Below are 645 nucleotides of genomic sequence, written 5' to 3'. Positions count from 1 at the left end.
GAACTTCGTGTGGAACTATATTAATGCGCTGTGCTTTGAGCATCTAAAACGTACCGGTAAGTACTTTTCAGCCTATGATTTAAACCAGTACACCAAAGGTAGCGGTGAGTATTTAGGATGACACAGTCAGACCTTACAGGCTATCAATGAGACACACGCTAAATCACGTAAACAATTTAAAAAAGCCAAACTTAACTGGCGCAGCAACCGTCCTGATGCCAAACGTAAATCACTGGGTTGGATACCTTTTAAAAAATCTGCTATCAAGTATTTGCAAACAAGGCAGACAGGTAAGAAGGCACTGAAATCAACCCTACAGCTATCGCTATCTAAAGGTCAAAAGCTTATCATCGATGTATTCGATAGTTACAACCTAAGCCTGTATCAAATCAACACGCTTGAGATAGTACAAGACAGTCGTAATCGTTGGTATGCGTGTATCACTGTTAAAGACTTTCCTAAGCAAGTAAGTGGTAAGGGCAGCATTGGTATTGATTTAGGCTTGAAAGAGTCTGCAACCACCTCAACTTGAAAGAGTCTGCAACCACCTCAAATGGTGACAAGCTAACTATTAAGCAAACGCAAAAATGGGCGAATAAATTAGCAGTAGCCCAGCGTGCTAAGAATAAAAAGCGTGTCAAAGCA

1 pseudogene is annotated in these 645 nt (G+C 40.8%); it reads left to right on the top strand.

Annotated features, from left to right (window positions below):
- Nucleotides 1–645: pseudogene (locus A1232T_RS14550) on the top strand (nuclease/transposase family protein); the annotation flags it as partial.

The organism is Psychrobacter pasteurii (assembly GCF_900162815.1).
Lineage (GTDB): Bacteria > Pseudomonadota > Gammaproteobacteria > Pseudomonadales > Moraxellaceae > Psychrobacter > Psychrobacter pasteurii.
This window is presented reverse-complemented; position numbering and strand designations above follow the sequence as displayed.